This window comes from Nonomuraea sp. NPDC049480 (assembly GCF_044465905.1).
In the GTDB taxonomy this organism is placed as follows: Bacteria; Actinomycetota; Actinomycetes; order Streptosporangiales; family Streptosporangiaceae; genus Nonomuraea.
Window position 1 is genome coordinate 250209 of sequence record NZ_JBITMD010000012.1, and the last position, 16619, is coordinate 266827.

The 16619-nt window shown below is 69.3% G+C and carries 16 protein-coding genes; 6 read left to right on the forward strand and 10 right to left on the reverse strand.

Going from position 1 to position 16619, the window contains the following annotated elements; all coding sequences use genetic code 11:
- The first annotated feature begins 61 nt into the window (after positions 1 to 61).
- On the forward strand, positions 62 to 1102 hold the full coding sequence (gene pheS / locus ACIBX3_RS32400) for a phenylalanine--tRNA ligase subunit alpha (RefSeq protein WP_397123748.1): 1041 nt from the start codon (positions 62 to 64) through the stop codon (positions 1100 to 1102).
- On the forward strand, positions 1102 to 3666 hold the full coding sequence (locus tag ACIBX3_RS32405) for a phenylalanine--tRNA ligase subunit beta (protein WP_397123612.1): 2565 nt from the start codon (positions 1102 to 1104) through the stop codon (positions 3664 to 3666). Before pheS ends, ACIBX3_RS32405 begins: the two co-directional genes overlap by 1 nt.
- A 45-nt stretch (positions 3667 to 3711) precedes the next feature.
- On the opposite strand, the gene ACIBX3_RS32410 is transcribed toward ACIBX3_RS32405, so the two are convergent.
- Complete coding sequence (locus ACIBX3_RS32410) at positions 3712 to 4287, reverse strand: Uma2 family endonuclease (RefSeq protein WP_397123750.1); 576 nt, start codon at positions 4285 to 4287, stop codon at positions 3712 to 3714.
- Between the two features lie 104 nt (positions 4288 to 4391).
- Between ACIBX3_RS32410 and ACIBX3_RS32415 the strand changes: the two genes are divergently transcribed.
- A complete protein-coding gene (locus tag ACIBX3_RS32415) occupies positions 4392 to 4625 on the forward strand; it encodes a hypothetical protein (RefSeq protein ID WP_397123614.1) in 234 nt (77 codons plus the stop codon).
- 7 nt (positions 4626 to 4632) lie between these two features.
- Here ACIBX3_RS32415 and ACIBX3_RS32420 read toward each other — a convergent pair whose 3' ends face one another.
- Positions 4633 to 5247 carry a Uma2 family endonuclease gene (locus ACIBX3_RS32420; RefSeq protein WP_397123616.1) on the reverse strand — a complete coding sequence of 205 codons (615 nt, stop codon included), beginning with the start codon at positions 5245 to 5247 and terminating at the stop codon, positions 4633 to 4635.
- A gap of 117 nt (positions 5248 to 5364) precedes the next feature.
- Between ACIBX3_RS32420 and ACIBX3_RS32425 the strand changes: the two genes are divergently transcribed.
- The gene (locus ACIBX3_RS32425; protein ID WP_397123618.1) at positions 5365 to 6111 is read left to right on the forward strand and encodes a metallophosphoesterase family protein; all 747 of its coding nucleotides are present in this window, start codon (positions 5365 to 5367) and stop codon (positions 6109 to 6111) included.
- Here the strand turns inward: ACIBX3_RS32425 and ACIBX3_RS32430 are convergent.
- The 6 genes from ACIBX3_RS32430 to ACIBX3_RS32455 all read right to left on the reverse strand — a co-directional run bounded on the left by ACIBX3_RS32430 (position 6108) and on the right by ACIBX3_RS32455 (position 10910).
- Positions 6108 to 7394 (reverse strand): MFS transporter, encoded by a 1287-nt coding sequence (locus tag ACIBX3_RS32430; RefSeq protein WP_397123620.1) that lies wholly within the window; start codon positions 7392 to 7394, stop codon positions 6108 to 6110. The genes ACIBX3_RS32425 and ACIBX3_RS32430 overlap by 4 nt on opposite strands.
- Positions 7395 to 7501: 107 nt before the next feature.
- Positions 7502 to 7855, reverse strand: a complete 354-nt coding sequence (locus ACIBX3_RS32435; RefSeq protein ID WP_397123622.1) for a nuclear transport factor 2 family protein — start codon at positions 7853 to 7855, stop codon at positions 7502 to 7504.
- Positions 7856 to 7871: 16 nt separating this feature from the next.
- Complete coding sequence (locus ACIBX3_RS32440; protein WP_397123624.1) at positions 7872 to 8279, reverse strand: hypothetical protein; 408 nt, start codon at positions 8277 to 8279, stop codon at positions 7872 to 7874.
- Between the two features lie 141 nt (positions 8280 to 8420).
- Positions 8421 to 8543, reverse strand: coding sequence for a hypothetical protein (locus tag ACIBX3_RS32445; protein ID WP_397123626.1), 123 nt, complete (start codon positions 8541 to 8543; stop codon positions 8421 to 8423).
- A 213-nt stretch (positions 8544 to 8756) separates the two neighbouring features.
- On the reverse strand, positions 8757 to 8954 hold the full coding sequence (locus ACIBX3_RS32450) for a hypothetical protein (RefSeq protein WP_397123628.1): 198 nt from the start codon (positions 8952 to 8954) through the stop codon (positions 8757 to 8759).
- A gap of 291 nt (positions 8955 to 9245) precedes the next feature.
- The gene (locus ACIBX3_RS32455) at positions 9246 to 10910 is read right to left on the reverse strand and encodes a class I adenylate-forming enzyme family protein (RefSeq protein ID WP_397123630.1); all 1665 of its coding nucleotides are present in this window, start codon (positions 10908 to 10910) and stop codon (positions 9246 to 9248) included.
- Between the two features lie 300 nt (positions 10911 to 11210).
- Here ACIBX3_RS32455 and ACIBX3_RS32460 point away from each other — a divergent pair, with 300 nt between their 5' ends.
- Positions 11211 to 12827, forward strand: coding sequence for an endo-1,4-beta-xylanase (locus ACIBX3_RS32460; RefSeq protein WP_397123632.1), 1617 nt, complete (start codon positions 11211 to 11213; stop codon positions 12825 to 12827).
- A 256-nt stretch (positions 12828 to 13083) separates the two neighbouring features.
- A complete protein-coding gene (locus ACIBX3_RS32465; RefSeq protein WP_397123634.1) occupies positions 13084 to 13902 on the forward strand; it encodes a maleylpyruvate isomerase family mycothiol-dependent enzyme in 819 nt (272 codons plus the stop codon).
- Between the two features lie 212 nt (positions 13903 to 14114).
- Here the strand turns inward: ACIBX3_RS32465 and ACIBX3_RS32470 are convergent, their stop codons facing one another.
- Together ACIBX3_RS32470 and ACIBX3_RS32475 are read right to left on the reverse strand one after the other, a co-directional pair.
- Entirely contained in the window at positions 14115 to 15521 is a 1407-nt protein-coding gene (locus ACIBX3_RS32470; RefSeq protein WP_397123636.1) for a serine hydrolase domain-containing protein, read from the reverse strand.
- 1 nt (position 15522) lies between these two features.
- Entirely contained in the window at positions 15523 to 16581 is a 1059-nt protein-coding gene (locus tag ACIBX3_RS32475) for an alpha/beta hydrolase (protein WP_397123638.1), read from the reverse strand.
- Positions 16582 to 16619: the final 38 nt, after the last annotated feature.

The window sequence follows — 16619 nt, forward strand, 5'->3', positions numbered from 1 at the left end:
ACTCTTGTCTGACTACGACCCCGTCGAGGTGACACCGCTGCATGCCGATGAGGTGTCGCGCATGGAGGCCGACGCCATCGCGGCGATCAAGGCGGCCGACAGCCTCGACGCACTCAAGCAGGCCAGGCTGGCGCACGCGGGCGACCGCTCGCCCATCGCCCTGGCCAACCGCGAGATCGGCGCCCTGCCGCCGGCCGCCCGCGCCGAGGCGGGCAAGCGCGTCGGCGGCGCCCGCAGAGCGATCAACGAGGCGCTGGCCGCCCGCCAGTCCGAGCTGGAGGCCGAGCGCGACGCGCGGGTGCTCGTCGAGGAGACCGTCGACGTCACCCTGCCCTGGGACCGCCGGCCGCGCGGCGCCCGCCACCCGCTGACGACGTTGCAGGAGCGCATCGCCGACGCGTTCGTCGCCATGGGCTACGAAGTGGCCGAGGGCCCCGAGCTCGAAGGCGAGTGGTTCAACTTCGACGCGCTCAACATCGCCAAGGACCACCCGGCCCGCTCCGATCACGACACGTTCTTCGTCGGGTCCACCGAGTCCGGCATGGTGCTGCGCACGCAGACCTCGCCGGTGCAGATCCGGGCGCTGCTCCAGCGCGAGCTGCCGGTCTACGTGATCTCGCCGGGCAAGACGTTCCGCACCGACGAGCTCGACGCCACCCACACCCCGGTCTTCCACCAGACCGAGGGACTGGCCGTGGACGAGGGCCTGACGATGGCCCACCTCAAGGGCACGCTCGACCGGTTCGCCGAGGTCATGTTCGGCAAGGGCATCACGACCCGGTTCCGGCCCAACTACTTCCCGTTCACCGAGCCGTCCGCCGAGATGGACCTCAAGTGCTTCGTCTGCCGCGGCGCCTCGGCCGTGCCCGGCAACCCGCCCTGCCGCACCTGCAAGTCCGAGGGCTGGATCGAGTGGGGCGGCTGCGGCATGGTCAACCCGCGGGTGCTGATCGCGTGCGGCGTGGACCCCTCGCGCTACTCCGGGTTCGCGTTCGGCATGGGCATCGAGCGGACCCTGATGTTCCGCCACAACGCCGAGGACATGCGAGACATGGTCGAAGGAGACGTGCGCTTCACGCTCCCGTTCGGAATGGAGATCTGATGAAGGTCCCGCTCTCCTGGCTGCGGGAGTATGTCGATCTCCCGGCGGTCACCGCCCACGAGGTGGCCGACAAGCTCACCGCGGCCGGGCTCAAGCTCGAGTCGATCACCTCGCACGGCCACGACGTCAAGAACGTCGTGGTCGGCGAGGTCCTCGAGATCGAGGAGCTGACCGGTTTCAAGAAGCCGATCAGGCACTGCAAGGTCGAGACCGGCGAGGCGACGCCCCGCGAGATCGTCTGCGGTGCCGCCAACTTCGTCGCCGGCGACCGTGTTCCCGTCGTGCTGCCCGGCGGCGTGCTGCCTGGCGGGTTCGAGGTCGGCGCGCGCAAGACGTACGGGCGCATGTCCGAGGGCATGATCTGCTCCGAGCGTGAGCTGGGGCTGGGCGACGACCACGGCGGCATCATGGTGCTGCCCGCCGGCACGCCGGTCGGCGCGGACGTGGTGGAGCTGCTCGGGCTGCGCGACGACGTGATCGAGCTGGAGATCACGCCCGACATCGGCTACGCCCTGTCGATCAGGGGTGTGGCCCGCGAGGCGGCGACCGCGTTCGGGGTGGCCTTCCGCGACCCCGCCGACGCGAGCTCCGTCGAGCTGCCCAAGGAGACCGGGCCCGTGTGGCCGGCCTCGATCGCCGACCCGACCGCCTGCGACCGGTTCGTGCTGCGCGAGGTCACCGGCTTCGACCCGGCCGCCGAAAGCCCGCTCTGGATGCGCACGCGCCTCACCAGGGCCGGCATGCGGCCGGTGTCGCTGGCCGTCGACATCACCAACTACCTGATGCTGGAGCTCGGGCAGCCGCTGCACGCGTTCGACCGGGCCAAGCTCAAGGGTGAGGTCGTCGTGCGGCGGGCGGTGGCCGGCGAGCGCCTGGAGACGCTCGACCACGTCGTCCGCGAGCTCGACCCCGACGACATCCTCATCACCGACCAGTCGGGCCCGATCTCGATGGCCGGCACCATGGGCGGGCTGGCGACCGAGATCTCCGACGAGTCGACCGCCATCGTCGTCGAAGCCGCCCACTTCTCCGCGACCGGCATCTCGCGCGAGTCGCGCAGGCACGGGCTGGTGTCGGAGTCGTCCAAGCGGTTCGAGCGCGGCGTCGACCGCGAGCTGCCGCTCGTCGCCTCCTGGCGGGCGGTGCAGCTGCTGGCCGAGCTGGGCGGCGCCACCATCCAGCCCGGGGTGACGCACGCCGAGGTCGAGGTGTCGCCCGCGCGCATCGCGATCCCGGCCGGCTACCCGGGCACCGTGGCCGGCGTCCCCTACTCGAAGGACATCGTGGTCGCCCGGCTGGAGCAGGTCGGCTGCGTCGTGGTGGACGGCGACGACCCCGCCGTGCGCAAGGGCGGCGTCGACCCGACCGGCGTCGTGACCGGCGGCGCGCTGGCGGCCAAGCTGGCCGTCACCGGCGACGACATGATCACGGTGACGCCGCCGTCATGGCGGCCCGACCTCACCGACCCCAACGACCTGGCCGAAGAGGTCATCCGGCTGGAGGGCTACGAGGACCTGCCGTCGTTGCTGCCCAGCGCCCCCGCCGGGGCCGGGCTCACCGAGGGCCAGCGGCTGCGCAGGCGGGCCGGCCGGGCGCTGGCCGAGGGCGGTTACGTCGAGGTGCTGAGCTACCCGTTCATCAGCCCGGACGATTTCGACCGGCTGCTGCTGCCGGCCGAGGACGCGCGACGCCACGCCATGCGGCTGGCCAACCCGCTGTCGGAGGACGAGCCGCTGATGCGCACCACGCTGCTGCCGGGGCTGCTCAAGACCCTGGTACGCAACGTCGGGCGCGGCTTCCCCGACGTGGCGCTGTTCGAGACCGGATCCGTCTACCGGCCGCGCGAGAGCGCGCCGCAGGTGGCGCCGGTGCTCGGCGTCGAGCGCAGGCCGAACACCGAGGAGCTGGCCTCGATCGAGGCGGCGCTGCCCGACCAGCCGCTGCGCGTGGCGGTCGTGCTGGCCGGCGAGTTCGAGCGGTCCGGCTGGTGGGGCGCCGGCCGGCAGGCTTCGTGGGCCGACGCCGTCCAGGCCGCGCGGCTGGTCGCGGCCGAGGCGCGGCTGGAGCTGTCGATCAGCGCCGACCAGCACGAGCCGTGGCACCCCGGGCGCTGCGCCGCGCTCTACGTCGGCGACACGCTGGTGGGGCACGCGGGCGAGCTGCACCCGCGGGTGATCGAGGCGTACGGGCTGCCGCCACGCAGCGCGGCCATGGAGCTGGAGCTCTCGCGCCTGGAAGCCGCCATGACCGGGCCTGTCGAGACGCCTCCGGTGTCCGCCTACCCGGTGGCCACGCAGGACGTCGCCCTGGTGGTGCCCGACTTCACGCCGGTGGCGGACGTGGAGACGGCCCTGCGTGATGGGGCCGGGGAGTTGCTGGAGGCGATCCGGCTGTTCGACGTGTACGCCGGGGAGCAGGTGGGCGAGGGGAACAAGTCGCTCGCCTACACGATGCGGTTCCGGGCCGCTGACCGTACGTTGACGGTGGAGGAGACCACGGCGGCGCGGGATGCGGCGGTGGCGATGGCGGCCGATCGTGTGGGGGCTCAGCTCCGTAGCACCTGAGCCGGGGAAGGGCCGGTACGGCGGGTGCCGTGCCGGCCCTTTCGCTTATATGCGGTCGATTTCGGTGAGGTCGATGTCGAGGTCGAAGGGAACGGTGAGCTTCAACCTGTCGTGATGGATGCCGGTCACGGCATAGGCCTTGGTGGCTGGGTCGAGCTCGTAGACGTAAACGACCGCTTCGTCAGACTGGTCTTCTACGCGCCAGAAGTGGGGGATGCCGGCCTCGGCGTAGAGCACGGGCTTGCGCTTGCGGTCGCGCGCCTTGGACTCGGGGGAGACCACCTCGACGACCAGCATGACATCTTGCCCCCGGTAGAAGGTCTGCCTCCTGGCGTCGGCCCTGGCAGGAATGACGCAGAGATCTGGCTCGGGACGCTGGTCCGTGTCGAGGATGACGCTCATCTCGCGACGCACACGAAGCTCTGCCGGTGCCGCACGACGCAGCTCGCTCTCGAGGAGCGATACGGTGCGCATGTGGAAGGAGGCTTGGGGGCTCGCGAAGACCAAGCTTCCATCGATCAACTCTGTGTGCGCAGGCAAATCCGGAATGCGATCGAGATCTTCTGCGACGAAGCCCCGCGGCGGCGGGAAGACCCAGTCGGGGAGCGAGGGAGACGTCATCTCAACGATCACCGCTTCGGCAGTCGTGGTCCAACGCTACCCACCTATTGTGCTCACGCCACGTGAACGGCGATACACGCTCGCGGAGTGAAACAATTGAGATCATGACGCAGCTGCTGGTGTTCGGAGAGCGTAAGGACGCCGAGGAGGTCGCCGAGACGCTGGGGGAATGGTTCCCCGAGCTCGGGGTGCCGCGCGTCGTGCGGGAGACGCTCGCCGGTGAGGACGACGCGGAGGACGCGCAGTGGCTGGTCCTCCTGGAAGGGCTGGACCACCACGCTCTGGCCAAGGTGGACGAGCTGGTGGAGCGATACGACGGGTGGCGGGAGGCGGGCTGAGCCGCTCTTATCGTGTTCTGCTCTTGTACAGCGTGGTGAGGTCGATGTCGATGTCGAAGGGAACCGAGACCTTCAGCCGGTCGTGATGGACGCCGGTGATCACGTAGGACTTGGTGGCGGGATCGATCTCATAGACGAAGACGGCTGGCATGTCGTTGATTTCTTCGACTCGCCAAAAGTGGGGAATCCCGGCTTCGGCATAGAGGGTGGGCTTGCGCTCTCTGTCACGCACTTCGGAGTCTGGTGAGACCACTTCGACAGCGAGGAGCACGTCCTCGGCCTTGTAACAGGTGACGCCTTGGTTGATCGCGGCGTTGGGCCCCAGGATGATGACGTCAGGCTCGGGACGCTGCTGGGGGGCTAGCTTGACGCTCATTTCTTGGCGCACCTCGTGTCCTGCCGGCACGAGGTCTTCCAGGACGACGTGCAGCCGGAAGATGACCGTGTGATGGAAGTCTCGCTGGGGGCTCGCGAAGACCAAGCTTCCATCGATCAACTCTGTGTGCGCAGGCAAATCCGGAATGTGATCGAGATCTTCGGCGACGAAACCCCCGGGCGGCGGGAAGACCCAGTCGGGCAGCGAGGAGGACGTCATCTCGTGGATCACCGCTTCGGCCGTCATGCTGCAACGTTACCAATGTAATCCCATCACGCCATGTGAATGGACGGATACTTAATGAGTCGTTCGTTGGGCGCGAACGGCTCTCCCGTCAGGGCTTGGATCAGGGAGAGTGGTGCCATGCGTGTCGCCGTGTTGTCCGACGTCCATGGAGTGCTGCCCGCGCTCGAAGCCGTGCTGGCCGAGCCCGACGTGGCCGCCGCCGACCTCATCCTGCTCACCGGGGACGTCGCGGCGGGGCCGATGCCGGTCGAGACCTTGGATGTGCTCGTGGCCCTCGGGGAGCGGGCGTTGTGGCTCAGCGGGAACGCCGACAGGGAGCTCGTGGAGGTGGCCGGCGGGAAGGCCTGCCCCTATGCGATCTCCCAGTGGGCGGGGGAGCGGCTGCGGGCGGATCAGGTCGAGCTGCTGGCCGGGCTGCCCGCGCGGCAAACCCTCGAGATGGGGCGGCTCGGGACGACGTTGTTCGTGCATGCCACGCCACGCAGCGACGAGGAGATGATCCTGGTCGACAGCTCGCTGGAGCGGTGGGCCGAGGTACTGGCCGGGGAGACGGCCGGGACCGTGGTGCTGGGCAACACGCACATGCCGTTCGTACGGCTGGCCGACCGGGTGCTGGTCGTCAATCCGGGATCGGTCGGGATGCCGTACGGGAAGGGCGGGGCGGCGCACTGGGCGTTGCTGGATGGTGAGAGCGGGGCGGTCAGCCTTCGGTGGACGCCGCTCGATGCCGCCCGGGCGGGGGAGCGGCTGGTCGCCGAGAGCGGGTTCGACGGGATCGAGGAGTGGGTGGGGGAGTACGTGACCGGCGTCTACTCCGATGCCGAGGCGTTGCGGGTGTTCGCGAAGGCGGAAGGCCGCGCTTAGACGGCCATCTCTCTGCGGGCCTTCTCCGCCAGGGCGTGCTCGTCCGTCCTGGCGTCGTAGCGGCGGAACTTCGGCAGGGCGGCGGCCAGCGCGAGGACGGCGCCGACGCACAGCAGGCCGCCCGCGCTCAGCGAGAAGCGGGTGCCGCCGAAGTTCGCCATCAGGCTGGCCCGGGCGTTGCCCAGCATGGGGCCGCTGGCGTACGACAGGAGCTCGATGCCGGCGAGCCGTCCCCGGAGCTCCGGCGGGATGGTCTGGTTCCACATCGTCATGCGGAAGATGCCGCTGACCATGTCGGCCGCGCCCGCCAGCGCGATGCAGACGAAGACCAGCCAGACGTTCGGGGCCAGGCCGGTCAGGGCGACCGCGACACCCCACAGTGCCGCCGCGATGATCACGCCCAGGCCCTGCCGCTGCACCCGGGCCGCCCAGCCGCCGGTGAGGGAGGCGATCAGCGCGCCCACCGCGCCGGCCGAGTACAGCAGCCCGAGCGCCTGCGGCGCGCGCAGCTCGTCGGCCAGGAACGGGAACAGCGCCGTCGCCATCGCGAACACCATGGCCGCGATGTCCACCAGGTACGTCCCCATGAGGTCGCTGCGCCCCACCGCGTACCGCACGCCTTCGACCAGCGACTTCAGCGACGCGGGCGCGGCGTCCTCGGCGGGCCGCAGTGACCTGATCCGCCACAGCAGCACCAGCGACAGCACGAACGTCACCGCGTCCGCTCCGTACGCGACCGCCACGCCGAGGGAGGTCACCAGCAGGCCGCCCAGGGCCGGGGCGACGATGGCGCCGAAGTTCCAGCGCAGGCTCGCCAGCACCGCCGCCGCGCCCTGCTGCTCGTGCTTGACGACCTGCTGGAACACCGCCTCCATGCTCGGACGCTGCAGGCAGGCGACGCCGGTGGAGACGGCGCCCATCACGTACAGGACCCAGACCTGGGGGTTCGGCAGCAGCGCGTTGACCATGAGGATCGCCGAGGTGACCAGCAGGCCCAGCTCGCTCAGTACGATGATCTTGCGGCGGTCCATGGCGTCGGCGATGGCCCCGCCCCACAGGCCGCACACCACCATCGGCACGAACTCCGCCAGGCTCACCAGCCCGACGGCCAGGTAGGAGCCCGTCAGCTCCTTCATCTGGTACGGCACCGCCACCATGGTGACGAACGTGCCGAACATTGTGATGACGCCGGACACGAACAGCAGGCGATAGTCGCGTGACTCGCGCAGCGGGCTCAGGTCAAGGGAAAGGTGACGGAAAAGGCGTTTCACGTGATCGGACACGAAGTTAGATTGTCCGTTGGATTTCGTGGCCCGGGCAAATGGATTTCCCACTCTGCGGACACGAAAAGGGCCCCGGGGACGTCCGGGGCCCTTTCACGGCGGTGGCGTCAGGCGGCGGGGAGCTTGTCCAGGAAGCCCAGGACCTTGCGGATCCTGCCATCCTCGGCCAGCTCCACGACGTCGAAGCCGCTCGCGACCGGCTCCCCGCCCGCGGGGCCGAGGTGCCAGGTGAACCTGGCGATGTGGTGATGGGCGTCGTACAGCTCGCCGGCGGTGAAGACGAGGCCGGGGAACATGCCCTGCGCGCCCTCGATCACCGCGGCGATCCCGGCGTGACCGGCCACGTCGGCCAGCGGATCGGTGTAGGTGCCGTCCTCGGTCCACAGCTCGGCCACGGCCTTGGCGCGGGCGTCGGCGTCGGTCTCGTTCCAGGCGGCGATGTAGCGGTCGATGAAGTTCATGGTCTTCCCCTTTTGATTACTGGTTGCGGGCCTTGCGCAGGCCCATGATCTGCAGTTCGGCGAATCCGGCGACAGCCAGGGCCTGGGCGATGGCCCAGATCGCGCCGGCCGTGGTGAAGTCCAGGGCCCCGGTGACGACGGCTGCGACGCTGCCCAGGGTCCAGATGACGTTCAGGGCGATCACGGCCTTGGTGGCGGCCGGGCTGATCGCGCGGCGGCTCGCCAGCAGGCCGACCGCGGCGCCGTACACGAGCAGGAAGACGCCGATCCCGCGCAGCGGGGTCGCGTCCGGGCCGAGGAGGTCACCCACCGGGCCGGCGAAGGCCAGGTAGACCAGTCCGTTTCCGCCGGTGACGACGGCGTCGGCGGCCAGCGCGAGGCGCAGGAACTTGGCCTTGTCGGCGGTGACGGTAACGGCGGTCATCTCGGGCTCCTTATGGTGGTTCTTGGTGCGACACCTGAAATATGTCAGCCAAGGCGTAGGGGCCGCGATTACGTGCCAGGTAAGCGGGACCGGCTGTCCCATGGCCGACCAGCGGTGACGCCGGTCAAAACGGGACCGTGGTCACCGTGCCCCGGCCGGCTTGCGGTAGGTGACGACCTTGTCGCCCTTGCCGGGGAACGCCATGATCAGCAGGCGCCGGCCGCTCTCCCGCTCGCCCTTCCACGGGAACCACGCGTAGTGCACGCGGATCCGTTAGGGGCCCCGGTAGCCGTCGAGCGCGAGGCCGGGCAGCTCGGCGCCGCCCATCTGGTCCTCGAACACGATGGAGTCACCGGCGCGCTCGTAGCCCACTTCGACGACGTGGTCCCAGCCCTTGGTCTCGACCGGCGGGCGGCGGGCGTAGGTCTCGACGGTGACGCACAGGTTCCTTGACCCGGGTCGCCGTGACCGGCTTGATCAGCGGGCGGTGGCGCGGGGTGGCGTCGCACATACGCTGCGCGTGTAGACGCCGCACAGGCGCCGGCCGTGGGCCAGGAGCACCTGGTCGGGTGTGGTGGCGGCGAACTTGAACCGGGTGTTCTGCCGGATGCCGCACACGAACGTCTGCTCGGCGGTCAGCGCGGGCTCCTTGTATTCGCCGGTTCGAGGGTCCATGTGCGGCTCGCAGTCCTCGGCCGTGGTGACCGCGCCGCGGGCCTGGCCGGCCGTGGGCAGGAAGCAGCAGGATCCACCATGAGACGGTGAGGTGTTCGAACGCCTCCTCCCGCGCGACCAGCCGCCAGACGGGGTTGACGTCCCCGGTGGCCACGGCGGCGACGCCGAAGGCGAGCGCCGTGGCCACGTAGACGGCGGCGACGAAAGCGGCGATCCCGCCGAGACGGTGGCGACGCACGAGGCACTCCTGGGGGTTGGAGCGCCAACTCTAGCGAGCCGCCGAAAAGTCGATCAAGTGGTCCCGAGAATCTCCCGGCGCAGATGGGTCTTGAGGATCTTGCCGCCGGGGTTGCGGGGCAGCTCGCCCTCACGGAACCAGAGGTGAGACGGGATCTTGAACTTGGCGATCCGGCCGGCCAGGAACGCCTGGAGCTCCTCCGGCGTGACCGACCTGCCCGGGGCCAGTCGGACGACCGCGCCGACCTCCTCGCCCAGCTCGTCGTGCGGCACCCCGATCACAGCGGCGTCGTCGACCGCCGGGTGCTCGAACAGCGCCGCCTCCACCTCGGCGCAGTAGACGTTCTCGCCGCCCCTGATCACCATGTCCTTGGCCCGGTCCACGATGTAGACGAAGCCCTCGTCGTCGATCTTGGCCAGGTCGCCGGTGTGCACCCACCCGTCCACGAACGTCTGCGCCGTCGCCTCTGACTTGTTCCAGTAGCCGAGGATGACGTTCGGGCCGCGTACGCACAGCTCGCCCACCTCGCCGGTCGGCAGCTCGCTGCCCATGGGGTCCACGACGCGCACGTCCACCACGGGCGAGGGCAGGCCGATGCTGTCGGGCTTGGCGTGGTAGTCCGCGCCGCCGTTGCCGACGGCCAGGCCCGTCGTCTCGGTCATGCCGTAGCCGTTGGAGGGGGCGCGGTCGGGGAGGTTCTCGGTGATGCGCTCCAGCAGCTTGGGCGGGGCTGGGGCGCCGCCGTAGCCGAGGGTGGTCAGGGACGACAGGTCGTACTTGCCGAAGTCCGGGTGGGACATGAGCTGCCAGGCGTTGGTCGGCACGCCGATCATGGTGCTGGCCTTCTCCCGCTCGATCAGGCGCAGCGCCTGCTCGGGGTCCCACTTGTACATGAGCACCAGGCCGCCGCCGGTGAACATCATCGTCGTCATGGCCGAGAAGCAGCCCGTGACGTGGAACAGCGGCACGGTCAGCAGGGTGACCCGGCGCGTGCCCGCCGCCGCCGCGAGGTCCTTGCCCGCCATCGCGATCGCGCGCATCAGCCCGTAGGCGACGGTCATGGGGGCCTGGCCCAGGTTGCGGTGGCTGCCCAGCGCGCCCTTGGGGTTGCCTGTCGTGCCGGAGGTGTAGAAGATCGTGGCCGGGTCCTCGGCGGCCAGCTCCACACCGGGCAGCTTCACGTCGGCCGCGACCTCGCCCATGACGTCGTCGAACGCGCGCGCCCCGGCCGGCGCCTCGCCCCTGGTGACGATCAGCGGCACGCCCGTCGAGGCCAGCCGCACGGCCCGCTCGGCGTCCGCGATCAGCACCTTCGCGCCGGAGTCGCGCACGCCGTAGGTCAGCTCGGACTCCGTCCACCAGGCGTTGAGCGGCACGGCGACGGCCCCGGCGGCCAGCACCGCCGAGAACGAGATCACCCATTCGGGGTAGTTGCGCATGGCCACGGCCACCCGGTCGCCCTTGCGCACGCCGTACTCGTCGACCAGGCGGTTGGCGAGCGTGGCGGCGCGGCGGAAGTGGTCCTCGAACGTGATGTGCTCGTCCTCGTACACGAGGAAGACCTTGTCGCCGTGGAACCTGCTGTTCTCCAGCAGGGTGCGGAAATGGACGGGTGCGTGCTTCCACGTGCGTACCCCGGAGTCGCCGATCTCCTCCATCTCGAAGAGCTGGCCGGGACCGGTGAGCTGGGCCTGGACCTGGGCGTGCGTAAGGGTCATCTGCAGAACGCTCCCCGCGGGTGGACGATTATTCTGTGATAAATCACAGTACCGACCGGTAGGTACGTCGCGCTAGGGCTCCCGCGCTCGATGAAACTTTCATAAAATGACCGATAGTTTCTGCTCCCCCAACTGCTGGTTTAGCTGCCGCTCGGGATCGGTATTGACCCTCCACTTGCATGTCAATACCGTCTGCGATGCGATTCAAGAGGGATAGAAACTTTCGGATCGAGTGCCTGCCTCCGGAGGTAGATGTTCGTGCTTTCGTCCTCGCTCGTCAGAGTCCTCACCTTGGTGGGGATGTTCGCAGCCTTCCTCCTGCCCGCCACGTCGGCCGACGCGTCGGCGCCCCTGCGCACGCACGCGGCCGCCCGCGGCAAGTTCATCGGTGCGGCGCTCGCCACCAACCCGCTGGCCAACGAGACCGCCTACCGCAACATCGCGGCCACCGAGTTCAACCAGGTCACCGCCGAGAACGCGATGAAGTGGGACGCCACCGAGCCCAACCCGAACCAGTTCAACTTCTCCGGCGCCGACGCCATCGTCAACTTCGCCACCCAGAACAACCAGCAGGTCCACGGTCACACGCTGGTGTGGCACAGCCAGACGCCCGGCTGGGTGCAGGGTCTCGGCGCCACCGCCATGCGCTCGGCCATGCAGAACCACATCAGCCAGGTCGTCGGCCGCTACGCCGACAACGCGACCGTGGTCTCGTGGGACGTGGTGAACGAGGTCTTCGACGACAACGGCGGCATGCGCACCTCGTTCTGGTACAACACGCTCGGCCAGAGCTACATCGCCGACGCCTTCCGCGCCGCCCGCGCCGCCGACCCCGACGCGCGGCTGTGCATCAACGACTACAACGTCGAGGGCATCAACGCCAAGAGCACCGCGATGTACAACCTGGTCTCGTCGCTGCGGCAGCAGAACGTGCCCGTCGACTGCGTCGGCTTCCAAGGTCACCTCGCCATCCAGTACGGCTTCCCGAACGACCTCCAGCAGAACCTGCAGCGCTTCGCCGCTCTCGGCGTCCAGGTCCGGATCACCGAGCTGGACGTGCGCATGCAGATGCCCAGGGACGCCACCAAGGACGCCACGCAGGCCACCTACTACCGCAACGTCGTCAACGCCTGCCTGGCGGTGACCGCCTGCGCCGGGGTCACCATCTGGGGCTTCACCGACAAGTACTCGTGGGTGCCGGACACCTTCCAGGGCCAGGGCGCCGCGCTGATCTACAACGAGAACTACCAGCAGAAGCCGTCGTACACCGCCGTGCACGATGCGCTCGCCGGCGGCACGACCACCGACACCACGCCGCCGACCACGCCCGGCACGCCCGCCGCGAGCAACGTCACCTCCAACTCCGCCGCCCTGACCTGGACCGCCTCCACCGACTCGGGCGGCAGCGGCCTGGCCGGGTACAACGTCTACCGCGAGCAGGGCGCCACCGACCCGCTGCTCGGCCAGAGCACCACGAACTCGATCACGCTGACCGGCCTGAGCCCCGAGACCCCGTACCAGGTGTACGTGCGGGCGCGTGACGGGGCGGGCAACCTGTCCGGCAACTCGCCGACGGCCGCGTTCACCACCATCGCCGGGCCCGGCGGCAACGGCGGGTGCACCGCGACCGGCACGGTGCAGAACCAGTGGAACAACGGGTACGTGGTGCAGCCGGTGACCGTCACCAACACCGGCACGTCCGCCAAGAGCGGCTGGACCGTCACGTTCACTCTGCCCGCGGGCCACCAGATCACCGGCTCCTGGAACGCCTCCCTGACGGTGAGCGGGCAGACCGTCACCGCCAGGAACGCATCCCACAACGGCAACCTGGCCCCGAACGCCGGCACCACCTTCGGGTTCCAGGCCGGTCGGCCGAACGGGAACACTCAGACGCCCTCCGGGTACACCTGCGCCTGAGCGTTCCGCGAATCCCCTGGGCGTCCTCCTGCGCCCAGGGGATTCTCTCTGCCGGGAGATATTGACATTTAAACCGTTGAGGTCTGTCGTTCGCCATAGGAGGTGAACGGCTGCTTTCACATCCCGCCGGTCCGGCGGTAGGTCCGGCGGCTTGGCTCTCGCCGCCGGGCGGCCGTCACGGTAGCAGAAAGTCAGCGGCCGTATACGACAATCCCTCCCCCGGGTGAAACCCGGTTCTCCAGTTCAAGGAGGGTCCATGAACGAATGGGACGCCACCTCGTACGCGGGCAAGGACACCATCCTGCGAGTCGTCAGGGACGAGGCCGAGCGGCTGTTCGCGCTGGCCGAGCCCGAGGAGGCATGGGAGGCTCCGACCGCGTGCCCGGGCTGGACGACGCGTGACGTGGTCGCGCACATCGTCGACACGACCGAGGGGTACTTCGCCGCCTTCGACGCCGCCCGCCGTGGCGGGGACTTCGGATCGGCGTACGGGCTGCCGGGCATGGGCGAGCGCGTCAACGAACAGGCGGTCGCGCTGCGCGGGATCCCGCAGAAGGAGCTGCTCGACCGGCTCAAGACGGACTTCGAGCGGATGCACGCGATGCTGCGCGAGCTGGGCCAGGACGAATGGGCCGGGATGACCGTCCCGCACTTCTACATGGGGCCGCTGCCCGCCTACTTCTACGCGGCCGGTCAGCTCATGGACTACGCCGTGCACTCGTGGGACATCCGGCAGGGAACGGGCCGGGCGCACGGGCTCTCGGGGGAGGCGGCCGACCTGCTGGTGCCGTTCATGTTCGTGCTCTGGCAGTCCACGATCAGGAAGGAGGCGGACCTGACGACGCCGTTCGAGCTCGGGATCCGGGTGGGCGGCGTCAACGGCGGCGACTTCCGGGTCTCGGTGGGGCCTGACGGCATGACGTACCAGATGGGGAGCCTGGACGGGCTGCCGACGCTGATCGAGTTCGACGCGGGGAGCATGGTGCTCACGACGTTCGGGCGCAGCAACGCCGGCACCGTCAGGGGCGATCTGACGATCGCCGACCGCTACCTCAACCTGTTCTTCCGTATCTAGCGCCGACCTGCGGCTTTTCGACCTGCCGGTCAATGTACTGGCAGGTCGTTGAGCTGCGTAAACAGCGTTTGCCGCGATTGGCTGTGATCGGCCGCAGTCTGCTCTCGGACGGCCCAGAGACGGACAGGGCGCCCATAACGCAGAGCCCACTCGGGGGTCAGCTCACGTGCCGCCGCCAGCACTATCCAACCGGCATCACCAGCAGCATGGGCTCACGCGGGGGCGCAGAACTCGGCCCGCAGCAGGTCGTACAGCATGACCAGCTCGTTGGGCTCGTACTTGCCGGTCTCGGTCGGGTGCGGTTTGCCCGGCCAGTCGCCGTTGAGGTTGACAGCCAGGCCGCGGCTGCCGTCTTCGGTGACGTAGGCGTAGGACATGGATCCGGGGATGGCGCCGTTGTGGCCCCAGACGGTTACCGGGTCGCCGCCGCCCGGGCAGGTGAAGGTGCGCTGGGTGATGCCCAGGCCGTAGCGGGCCCAGACCTCGCGTACGCCGTACACGACGTCCTCGCCCTGTTCGCCGTAGCGGTAGGCCAGGTCCTCCTGGTCCTCGACCCAGACCGGATGCAGCGTGCGCATCTCGGTCATCATGGCCGGGGGCAGCAGCCCGCCTCTGGTCCAGGCACGGAGGTAGGTGAGCAGGTCGGCCGTGGTGGAGATGGCGTCACCCGTGCCCGGGCCCATCGTCGGGTTGAGGTTGGTGGCCTCCCAGATGCCCAGCGGATGGCCGGGCATCAGCTGGCCGCTGTAGTGGACGGCGTGCGGCTGGGGCAGCGTGGTGTCGGCTCCCGGCATACTCGTGCCGGTCAGGCCCAGCCTCTGGATGATGCGGGTGGTGATCTCCTCGGAGTGGGTCCTGCCGGTCACCGCCTTGATGATCATGGAGAGGGCGACGTAGTTGGTGTTGGAGTACTCAAAGCGCTCCTTGGCGGCCGGGGAGCACTTCTTCTTCGGATCGGTCGGGTGATCTGCACAGGGGGGCAGGTCGGGACGGAAGTTCGGGCCGTGCTTGACCGCGGTGCGCAGCAGGTCGGCGGGCGCGTAGGTGGTCTTGCGGGCCCCCATGATGTCCAGGCCGATGCCCGCCATGAAGCCGGGGTCGGCGGTGTAGCTGTACAGGCCGCTGGTGTGGCCGAGCACATCCCTGATCGTGATCTTGTTGGCGTCGAAACACAGCGAGCCGTGCACGTAGAAGATGTTGCAGCCCTTGACCGCGCCGGGCAGCCACTTCTCGATCGAGTCCGACAGCCTCAGCTTGCCCTCGGCGACCAGCTGCAGCACCACGATGGAGGTCATGGTCTTGGTGATGCTGGCGATCCGGAAGTGCTCACCGGCCTGGCGCGGCCGGGTGGCGCCAGTGGGCGTGGGCGACTCGGCGATGCCGGTCTGGACGGTGGAGATCTGCTCGCCGGCCATGGCACGGGCGATGAACCCGTACATCTTGCCTTTCTTGGCGGGGTCGGCCGGCGCGACCTGGTTCTGCGGGTCGTTGGTCTGGTAGCGGGCCATGGCCTCGCGCAGGGCGGGCCGGTCGGTCTCGGCCGCCACCGGCGTCTGCAGGGCGGCGGCGATGGAGACGGCCGCGAGCAGGCCGCCGAGCCTCATCATCCCGGTGCTCATCTCAGGCTCCAATCGCGGTCATCAGCATGGTCTCGGCCCGCTGGAGCTGCCGGTTCCAGTTGCTCCAGTCGTGCCTGCCGTAGGGCATGATGATCAACCGGGTGTTGAGGTCGTGCTGCTGCAGCTCGTCGTAGAAGCTGAGCGCCATGCCGTAGGTGGTCTGCTCGACCACGTCCACCGCCCAGGGGTTGCCGTAACCGTTCCGGCTGCCCGCATGGCCGTCGCCGGTCGAGACGAACAGCTCCACCCCGCGCAGCCGGTCGGCCAGACTGGCCGGGTTGTGCTGCTTGAACACCCAGGCCGGATCCCCGTTCAGGTCACCTGGTTCCACCTCCGCCGGATCGCCCCACATGTCGGTCCAGGCCACGCCGCACTTGGCGGCGCCCGACTTGATGGCCAGCATCGGCGAGATACCGGGGGCGGGCGTGTAGAGCGAGTCCAGCGCGCCGCTGAAGGAGGCCGCGGCCTTGAACATGCCCGGGTTGCGCGCGGCATACAGCATCGCGCCGCCGCCGCCCATCGACAGGCCCGCGATCGCCCGCTCGGTCCCGGCGTGGAACACCTCCTCCACGTACCGGCGCAGGTAGGTCAGATGGAAGGTCTCCCACTTGCGGGCCTTGCCGTCGGCCGGGACCTTCAGCCAGTCCGAGTAGCCGCCGCACGTGGAGCCGTCGGGCATGACGGTGATGACTTCCCGGTCTTTGAGGATGTTCCAGGCGTCGCCCTTGTCGGCTCCCCCGGTCCAGTCGGTGGGGCCGCCATCACCCCCGTGCAGCAGCCACAGCGTCGGCCAGGTACGGCTCGCGTCCGGGCTCCAGCCCGCCGGCAGGATGAGCCGGGCCTTGACCGGCCCCGGCACGATGGTCGAGGTGACGGTCAACTCGACCAGGCGGTCACCGGGGGTGTACCCGGCGTGCCAGGACGCCGGGTTCGCCCCCCACAGCGTCTTGCTCTCATCGACGGTGAACTCGGGGACCGCCCCCGCCGTCGTCTGGGCGGTGGCGGGCAGGGGGGAGAGCAGGGATAAGATCACCGCAGTGATCACGGCCAGCTGTTTCATCGGGTCTCCTGGAGCACTGGTGGAGCGGCGCCCCAGGA